Source organism: Candidatus Desulfolinea nitratireducens, from assembly GCF_982879505.1.
In genome coordinates this window covers 1-8,814 of sequence record NZ_CEYOSI010000151.1, presented here as the reverse complement: position 1 = coordinate 8,814, position 8,814 = coordinate 1, and the positions used below count along the sequence as shown (strand labels likewise).

Genomic DNA, 8,814 nt, shown 5'->3' with positions numbered 1-8,814 from the left:
TATATGGCAATCAGAAATATACTACAATGATATAATGAAAATTGTGAACGAGGAACTCTTTTCTCTGACCCCTAATGGTGGATATTACGCTCGCGAAACAGAATCGTTTTGCGGGCATTTTATTAAATATATGGCTAAAACAAATTAAAGCCTTATAAATTATGTCTTTGCGAGGAGGGCGTAGCCCGACGTGGCAATCTCCCTCATTGAGACGGAGATTGCTCACCTGCACTGCGTTACGGCGCAAGTGTGTCACCGCAGGCCGTCTCGCCCCGGCGGGCTCCCGGCCCGAACGGGGTGCAAGTGTCACCCCAAAGAAAATGGGGTTCGCAATACCAACGGGTATACCCTTGCGGTAAGACGTGTCATTGTACGGGTTCTAAATAGTTATCCATTAGAAAATAAGCGAGGTATGATGAGTGTCAGAATTGTTTTAGGGATGCAATGGGGGGATGAGGGCAAGGGAAAGGCAATTGACACCTTTGCCGGTGATTTTGATTACATTGCCCGTTATAACGGTGGGAATAATGCCGGGCATACCATTGTCAACGATTATGGCACCTTCAAGATCCATCTGGTGCCCTCGGGCGTTTTTTATCCGCAGACGATTTGCCTGGTTGGGGGTGGAGTCGTCATCGACCCTGCTGTTTTATTGGAAGAAATTCAATCTCTAAAAGATGGTGGCATTGATCTGGATGGCCGCCTCCTGATCTCGCCACGCTCACACGTCATTATGCCTTATCATAAAATCCTGGATGGTCTCTATGAAGAAGCCAAAGGGGCGGCTGCCACCGGTACCACCCGACGCGGGATTGGCCCCACTTATGCAGACAAGGTCAGCTATCATGGCATCCGCTGGGGTGATTTTGCGGACAATAAGATTTTTGCTGACAAGTTGGGCATGCAGATTGAGATCAAAAACAAGATCATCGCTGCCCTCGGTGGAGAGAGTTTGGGATATGAGGCAATATACGATGAATATATGGGCTATTATGCACAGGTCAAGCCTTATATTCGAGAGCTCTTCCCGATTGTGCAGGATGGTCTGAAAAGCGGAAAGAAATTCCTCCTGGAACAGGCGATGGGAAGTTGTCTCGATAATGATTGGGGGACATACCCCTTTGTAACCGGTTCCACCACAATCGCCTCTGCTGCGACGACGGGGTTGGGCGTCCCCCCACGTGAGATCACCGAGATCATCGGCGTTGCCAAAGCCTATACCACCCGTGTCGGGGCTGGCCCGATGCCGACCGAGATCTTTGACGATGAATTTGCGATCAAAACCCTCAGCGAAGTCGCCGCCACAACCGGACGGATCCGTCGTGGAGGCTGGTTCGATGCTGAGGTCGTGCGTTTTTCCACCATGCTGAGCGGCGTGGATGCCCTCTTTCTGACCAAGCTTGACATCCTGAGCGCCTTTGAAGAGATCAGGATTTGCACGGGTTATGAGTTTGGCGGCGTAAAAGTCCATTTCTACGATCTGGATTCCTATCAACTTGGGCGCGTCAAACCGATCTACGAAACCCTGCCCGGCTGGCAATCTGATATTCGCGGTGTGCGCAAATTTTCAGATCTGCCCCCTGAAGCACAGGCTTATGTGGAAAGGGTCGAAGAACTGGTTGGGGTAAGAGTTGGCTGGGTGGCCAATGGCCCCGAGCGCGAAGCCCTGATGGAGCGAGATAGCTGAGGGTAAAGTAATAGTAAAATAAGTTCTATTCTTAAGATAACTGAAGATTAATATGAACAATCAGATCTTAATAAAACGCCGTATAATCTTCTTCATAGGGTTTCATGCGATCCGCAAATAAGGTATGACGAAATGCCCGAAAGGGGTGTGTAATCCGTTCAATTATAAATTGGGTAGTAAATGGATCAAACTTAAGTTGGCTGAAGAAAAGTGTCATTAAATTGGACAATATGCGCAAACCCCACATATATAATCTTACGCAGGTATAGAGATTTTTGGCTAAAAACCATTAAAGAGTGAACTTCCTTATAAATATGGAGAGCAAAGATTTCGTACCAATACTTCATGTAGCTTGTTGCCAAGTACCTATATTACGATTTTAAGGAGATTATTTATGCATGCTGAACACACACAAAAGAGAAAAGATCTCTTAATTGTGCCAGGGAAAATAGCCTGGTCGGTTTTCCTTATCAGCGTTGTGGGTTTGTTTCTGGAAATGTTACTCATTCGCTGGATTGGTACAGAAATTCGCATCTTTGCATATTTACAGAATACGATTCTGGTTGCATGTTTTCTAGGCATTGGCCTAGGACTTTTTAGCTCTCATCAGCAAATCAAGTTTCAGCAGACTCTCATTCCGTTATCCATTTTACTTATCCTCATGGTAATTCCTTCTGTACGAACAGTCTTGGGAAATATTAGCGAGGCTCTAAGTGTACTGGATGACTTTGTGATTTGGGGACTTTTTGAAACCACAGACAATCTCGTTAAAATCTCCCTCGTGGTTATCGGATTGATAGGAACTTACTGCCTGCTTTTTCTTGTCGTAGATATATTTGTTCCATTAGGCCGGTTACTTGGTCGTTTGATAGATGATCATCCAAATACTATTTGGGTCTACTCGGTCAACGTTGCCGGTAGTCTGGTGGGTACGTGGCTTTTTGTTTTCTTGAGTTTTTTCAACCAACCTCCATTTACATGGTTCCTTGTTTTTGGCGGCTTGATGACGATCCTTGTAATATGGTTTTCCCGCAATATAAAGACCAATCTCGCATTGCTTGGAATAATTGTTGCCCTTTCCTGGTTCGTTGGGTTGGTTCCAAACTCGCTGGACGTTGTTTGGTCACCATATCAAAAATTGGTTGTCCAAGGATTGGTTCAAGATGATACTGGTTTTAGTAAATATCTTGTTACTGTGAACAATACAGGATACCAGGCCATGGCAAATTTGAGCGATACATTTACTTCATCAGATCCAGAACGATTTCAACCGGAAAAACAAGGCCTCAGCCAATATGATATTCCGTTGTTGCTTCATCCAAATCCTAAGAATTATTTGATCGTCGGGGCAGGTAGTGGTAACGATGCGGCTGGAGGAATCCGCAACGGGGCAAAAAATATTACTGCTGTTGAAATAGATCCAGCTATCATTTCACTAGGACGCAAGTATCATCCTGAAAATCCTTACACTTCACCATCGGTAAATGTAGTGAATAATGATGCCAGATCATTTTTTGCCACCACTACCGAGAAATTTGATGTCATTTCTTTCAGTCTCCTTGATTCTCATACGACAACCGCAATGACCAATGCAAGGCTGGATCATTATGTTTACACTCGGGAGAGTATTGAACAAGCAAAATCATTGTTGTCCGATGGTGGCATCATGGTGCTGACTTTTGAGCCAACAAAGAATTACATCGGTGACCGCATGGCAAATGTCCTTCAGGATGTTTTTGGTGAGGAACCAATTTCTTTTCGGATACCACGTTCCGAGTACGGTTGGGGAGGGGTAATGTTTATTTCTGGCGATCTCGACATAGCCAGGAATCAAATTAATCAAAATCAACTGTTTGAAGCATATATCACTGAATTACAGCAGATATCGCCTTTGTCATTTCCTCTGACCACTAAGATTGCCACAGACGACTGGCCATATATTTACTTGGAATCTCCGAAAATACCTGTCCTTTTCTACCTGCTCTTTGGAATGATGTTGTTGCTACTATTCCATAGCAGTATCCGATGGAAGATACCAAACTTAATCACCCGTTGGAATCGTTCACACTGGCATTTCTTCTTTCTCGGAGCTGCATTTCTTCTTCTTGAAGTACAGAATATCAGCAAAGCATCCGTGGTTTTAGGGAATACCTGGCAAACCAATGCAGCGATAATTTCAGGCGTGCTCATTATGGTACTCCTGGCAAATTGGGTGGCATACAAATTCCCTGACATAAAGATCAGCTTTGTTTATTTGGCGCTTATAGGGATTACGCTTACCTTGTACTTTGTCGACCTGGCTCAATTTGCCTTTCTCCCATATGCTACTAAAATAATTGTGGTTGGTAGCCTAACTACCCTACCAATGCTCTTTAGTGGCATTATATTTATTAGTTCGTTTGCCAAAGTGGAAAGAAAGGATGAGGCATTGGGATCAAATATGGTTGGCTCACTGGTAGGAGCACTTCTTCAGGCAGTCACTTATTTGATTGGGATAAAGGCATTGCTTCTCATAGTAGCCGCTTTTTATGCATTATCATTTTTGGCCTTGCCACAGCAATTCGGACAGGGTGACGGGGTGCCCTCACCAAATAAAACCAGATGATTTTTTTAAGAGAATAGAGATTATTCCAAAGATATCCCTCATTGCTCTGCTGTAGAATTATTTCCGCCCCGTTCTTGGTAGCAGTGGGAGCAGAAAATTAAGGAGAGATTATAAAACAGAGTAATTTTTGGTAGCGAACCTAAGTTGCAGTGGACTTGGGTTCGTGAAGTGGTGCGCTTCTCGACCATGCTGAGCGGTGTGGATGCGCTCTTCCTGACCAAACTCGATATTCTGAGCGCCTTTGAAGAGATCAGGATTTGCACGGGTTATCAGTTTGGCGGAGCAAAAGTCCATTTCTACGACCTGGATTCCTATCAACTTGGGCGTGTCAAACCGATTTACGAAACCCTGCCCGGCTGGCATAGCGATATTCGCGATGTGCGTAAATTTTCAGAGCTACCCCCCGAAGCGCAGGCCTACGTCGAAAGGGTCGAAGAGCTGGTCGGTGTCAGGGTTGGCTGGGTCGCCAATGGCCCCGAGCGCGAAGCCCTGATGGAGCGGGATAGCTGATAAAGATATATCTCATTTATATACAAATACACAAATCCTCCAGGTAAACTCCTGGAGGATTTGACATTTAATATTGATGTTTTATTTTTATTTTATCCCTTGCTGATCTCCGTCAGGACTTCGCCAAAGCGCTTGATCTCTTCAATTGTGTTGTAATGCGCCGCGCCGACACGGGTAAATCCGCCGCTTTCCTCCATCCCCAGCCGTTCGGAGATGGCGAGGGCATAATAATTCCCATCCCAGACGTAGATATCCCGCTCGCCGAGTTTTTCTGCCACCTCGCGGGGATGCATCCCATCGATCCGGAAGACAAAGGTCGCCACCCGGTCTTCGAGGGCGCGCGGATCGGTCTGCCCAAATATTTTGATCCTGGGGACCGTTTCCAATGTTTCCAGAAGGGCCTTGCTTAGCTCATACTCATAGGCCCGGATGGCGGTCAGCGCTTTTTTGAGCGTCAGGCGGCGGCCGCTATAGCCGAGTTCTTCGAGTGCTGGGCCATATTCTGCACCAAATTTCTCCCCAACCCATTCGAAATATTCCACTGCCCCAAGCACTCCCGCGATCCCTTCGTGGTTTTGGGTGCCGGTTTCGAATTTGTCCGGGGGCATTTTTGGGGAGGTGCGCACCTTATAGGCTTTCAACTCATCCAGCAATTCGTAGCGTCCGTAGAGCACACCCATATGCGGGCCAAAATATTTATAGGGGGATGAGACCAGGAAATCACAACCCAGATCCTGGACATCGATCGGGCCATGCGGGGCGTATTGGACCGCATCGATATAGGTCAGCGCGCCAGCCTCTTTTGCCATCGCGACCATTTTCTTGACCGGATTGATCGTCCCCAATGAATTGGAGGCGTAGCCAAAGGCGGCTATTTTTGGTTTCTTCTCAAGGGCTTTTGCAAAATCCTCCAGCCTGAAGGTGCCGTCTTCCACATCGAAATCGACCCAGGTCACATGGCAGCCGCGATCTTCAGCGATCAGCAGCCAGGGGGCGATATTGGCATCATGATCCAGACGGGTCACCAGAAGCTCATCGCCGGGATTCAAGGTCCGCGCCAGAGATCGGCTCAAATGGAGGGTGAGCGTGGTCATATTTGCGCCAAAGACGATCTCATCGGGGCGGGCAGCGTTATAGAAATCGGCCATCGCCTGGTGGGCCTCATCCAGGATCGCATCCGATTTGCGACTGGTTTCGAAGGCGCCATGATGATTGGCGTTGCAGTTGATCAAATAATCCTGCATACGTTCGAGGCTTTGGCGGGAAATTTGTGTGCCACCGGGGCCATCAAAAAAGATCGCCGGACGGGCAAGGCCGGGGAATTGTGCGCGGATTTCTGGGATATTCAGAGCCATTTTTTCTCCTGGATAAAAAGATGAGTTGTACAACCTAAAAACTTGGGCAGTGGCAAAAACTACATGACGTGAATTTACCCTAAAGGGCACTCGTGCGAGCGGAGCTTGCGAAGCGAAGCAATCTCGTCCTTTTTAGAGAAATCTATATATTGCGAGACTGCTTCGTCGGGCAGTCGCCCTCCTCGCAGAATCTTCTTTTCATTTATTTTGAGCCACTACCAAAACTTGAAGCCAAGGTACAAAAACTGTATACTGAAATTGTAATCGAGAAAAGGAGGTTCCGATGTTTAAGAATATTCTATTGGGTGTGGATGGATCCAGACATTCGTACCACGCAGCGGAAAAAGCCGCCGAATTAGCTACCTGTCTGGAATCAAATTTATGGATTGTCGTTGCCCATCCCACCGTCCCTGCTTATTTGGGGGAGCCCAATTTCCAGGAGGCTATTGTCGCCCGCCTGGCAGAGTCTAAAAAGATTGTGGAAAAGGCGCTGGAGACTGTTGGCGAAATTCCAGGAGAAATTCATACCGAAATTCTGGAAGGGTCTGCGGCAGAGGTCGTTTTGAATGTTGCCAGTGTGCGCGCCATCGACCTGATCGTGATGGGCTCGCGCGGGCATGGTAAATTGCGCGGCCTGCTTTTGGGGAGCCAGTCGCAAAAGGTTTTGCAGCACGCACCCTGCCCGGTGATGATTGTGCGATAGAAACGCAAGTATCAAGAATCACCACTAAGGCACTGAGAGCACAAAGAAAGCCTTTGTGCCCACAGAGAAAAACTCTGTGAGTTTTGTGTCTTTGTGGTGAAATTTAATCCAGTCCTTCAGCTTTTACGAAATCTTCGGGGGTGTTCAGATTCCAAAAAGTGAGACCGTCGGGATTGAAGGCGGCAGTCTCCTCCACGGATAGGGCGCGGACCTTTACCTGATCGAACCAGGAGATCACCTTCCATTGATCGGCATCCAGTGCTGCTTCAATGGCGGGGAGGCAGGTCTCACGTCTGTAGAGCGCGTGGAGAGGTTCGTAGCCATGCTCCGTCTGAGGGATGACCACATCCGCACCGGACTCAACGATCAGCTTGCTGGCCGTGTCAAAAAGTGGCCGGCTGGCGAAGGGCATATCGCAGGCCACCACCGCGACGAGATCCCCTTTGGCGGAGGATAATGCGGTGTAGAGTCCGCCCAGGGCACCCCGATCCGGCCTGATGTCGCGGAAGAGCGGGAGGTCCAGAAAACGATAATCATCGGGGTTATTGGTGGTGATGAGGATCTCATCCGCAATCGGGGCGAGACGATCCATCACAGTTTGGATCAAAGGGCGTCCACGGAAGGGCATCAGGGCTTTATCCTGTCCCATGCGGCTGGATTTGCCACCGGCTTGAATGGCGAGGGTTAGCATAAATGGATTATAAGTTAGAATGGTGGCAGGAACCCGAGAATATTATGACCTTAGAAAACAAACTTGACGCCCTGACCATCCCCGGCACGCTCCTCGAAAAACTCGATGATGAGGCCCTCCGCTGTACAGCCTGTGGCCATCGCTGTCTGATCCGCGAAGGGCGACGGGGGATTTGCCAGGTCCGTTTCAACAGGGGTGGTGAATTGCGCGTGCCCTGGGGTTATGTTGCCGCGCTCCAGGCCGATCCGATCGAGAAGAAACCCCTCTATCATTTTCTTTCCGGGGAGAATGCGCTCACCTTTGGGATGTTGGGCTGCGATTTTCATTGCGGCTACTGCCAGAATTGGTTCACCTCGCAAGCGATGCGTGATCCGGCCTCTGAAAGAGCAGGACGCCTGGTGCGCGAAATTAGCCCGGCGCAATTGGTCGCTTTGGCGAAACAGTCTGACGCCAAAATCATCGCCTCATCCTATAACGAGCCGCTGATCACGACCGAGTGGGCCGTCGCGGTATTCAAGGAGGCCAGGGCTGCCGGATTGAAAACCGTGATGATCTCGAATGGCAACGCCACGCCCGAAGCGCTTTCAATGCTGCACCCTCATCTTGATGGTTATAAAATTGACCTGAAATCAATGCAGGATAAGAACTACAGGCAACTGGGCGGGGTGCTCCAAAATGTGTTGGATAGTATTGAGGGGCTTCATCAGCTGGGATTGTGGATCGAAGTGGTCACGCTGGTTGTGCCCGGCTTCAACGATTCAAACGCGGAGTTGTGGGAGGCTGCCCGTTTTCTGGCGGGGATCTCTCCCGATATCCCCTGGCATGTGACCGCTTTTCATCGGGACTACAAAATGCTCGACACCGACAACACTCCCGTTGATACGCTCATCCGCGCCGCAGATATTGGACGGGAAGCCGGGCTGCGTCATGTTTACGCGGGGAACGCGCATGGCCGGGCGGGGGAATATGAATCCACGCGTTGTTCGGGCTGTGATCAGCCCCTGATTAAACGGCGGGGATTTATCATCCAGGAGTACCAACTCACCGAGACGGGAGCCTGCCCCCATTGCGGGACAGCGGTCGCCGGAGTCTGGACGGATAAACCACCAAGTGTTCATTTGAACGGATTAGGGATGCCGAGGTTAGTCTGAAAAAATAACCCGATTATTAAACCTCTTGCATGGAAATGGATCAGATTTGCATGAAGCTTTTATGAAAATCAACCATCAGGTCAACGCTCTTTAGAAACAGGCATTCATTAAC

At 48.7% G+C, this 8,814-nt stretch carries 7 protein-coding genes; 5 read left to right on the top strand and 2 right to left on the bottom strand.

The genetic code is table 11. The features are described 5' to 3' along the window. Positions 1-415 precede the first annotated feature (415 nt). The 3 genes from AC3DOM_RS12675 (at position 416) to AC3DOM_RS12665 (ending at position 4,802) form a co-directional block, all read left to right on the top strand. The gene (locus tag AC3DOM_RS12675) at positions 416-1,687 is read left to right on the top strand and encodes an adenylosuccinate synthase (RefSeq protein ID WP_487919414.1); all 1,272 of its coding nucleotides are present in this window, start codon (positions 416-418) and stop codon (positions 1,685-1,687) included. A 394-nt stretch (positions 1,688-2,081) separates the two neighbouring features. Then, on the top strand, positions 2,082-4,292 hold the full coding sequence (locus AC3DOM_RS12670; protein ID WP_487919413.1) for a spermine/spermidine synthase domain-containing protein: 2,211 nt from the start codon (positions 2,082-2,084) through the stop codon (positions 4,290-4,292). A gap of 144 nt (positions 4,293-4,436) precedes the next feature. Further along, a complete protein-coding gene (locus tag AC3DOM_RS12665) occupies positions 4,437-4,802 on the top strand; it encodes an adenylosuccinate synthetase (protein WP_487919412.1) in 366 nt (121 codons plus the stop codon). A gap of 92 nt (positions 4,803-4,894) precedes the next feature. Here the strand turns inward: AC3DOM_RS12665 and AC3DOM_RS12660 are convergent, their stop codons facing one another. Further along, positions 4,895-6,157 carry a cysteine desulfurase-like protein gene (locus AC3DOM_RS12660; RefSeq protein ID WP_487919411.1) on the bottom strand — a complete coding sequence of 421 codons (1,263 nt, stop codon included), beginning with the start codon at positions 6,155-6,157 and terminating at the stop codon, positions 4,895-4,897. Between the two features lie 283 nt (positions 6,158-6,440). On the opposite strand from AC3DOM_RS12660, the gene AC3DOM_RS12655 reads away from it, so the two are divergent. Further along, positions 6,441-6,860 (top strand): universal stress protein, encoded by a 420-nt coding sequence (locus AC3DOM_RS12655; protein WP_487919410.1) that lies wholly within the window; start codon positions 6,441-6,443, stop codon positions 6,858-6,860. 103 nt (positions 6,861-6,963) lie between these two features. On the opposite strand, the gene mobA is transcribed toward AC3DOM_RS12655, so the two are convergent. Further along, positions 6,964-7,551 (bottom strand): molybdenum cofactor guanylyltransferase, encoded by a 588-nt coding sequence (gene mobA, locus AC3DOM_RS12650; RefSeq protein ID WP_487919409.1) that lies wholly within the window; start codon positions 7,549-7,551, stop codon positions 6,964-6,966. Between the two features lie 44 nt (positions 7,552-7,595). Here mobA and amrS point away from each other — a divergent pair, with 44 nt between their 5' ends. Further along, the gene (gene amrS, locus AC3DOM_RS12645; RefSeq protein WP_487919408.1) at positions 7,596-8,702 is read left to right on the top strand and encodes an AmmeMemoRadiSam system radical SAM enzyme; all 1,107 of its coding nucleotides are present in this window, start codon (positions 7,596-7,598) and stop codon (positions 8,700-8,702) included. The last annotated feature ends 112 nt before the right edge of the window (positions 8,703-8,814 follow it).

Coding starts and splice junctions, on each gene's coding strand:
- amrS (WP_487919408.1), top strand. CDS start 7,596: ATGACCTTAGAAAACAAACTTGACGCCCTGACCATCCCCGGCACGCTC.
- AC3DOM_RS12675 (WP_487919414.1), top strand. CDS start 416: ATGAGTGTCAGAATTGTTTTAGGGATGCAATGGGGGGATGAGGGCAAG.
- mobA (WP_487919409.1), bottom strand. CDS start 7,551: ATGCTAACCCTCGCCATTCAAGCCGGTGGCAAATCCAGCCGCATGGGA.
- AC3DOM_RS12670 (WP_487919413.1), top strand. CDS start 2,082: ATGCATGCTGAACACACACAAAAGAGAAAAGATCTCTTAATTGTGCCA.
- AC3DOM_RS12655 (WP_487919410.1), top strand. CDS start 6,441: ATGTTTAAGAATATTCTATTGGGTGTGGATGGATCCAGACATTCGTAC.
- AC3DOM_RS12660 (WP_487919411.1), bottom strand. CDS start 6,157: ATGGCTCTGAATATCCCAGAAATCCGCGCACAATTCCCCGGCCTTGCC.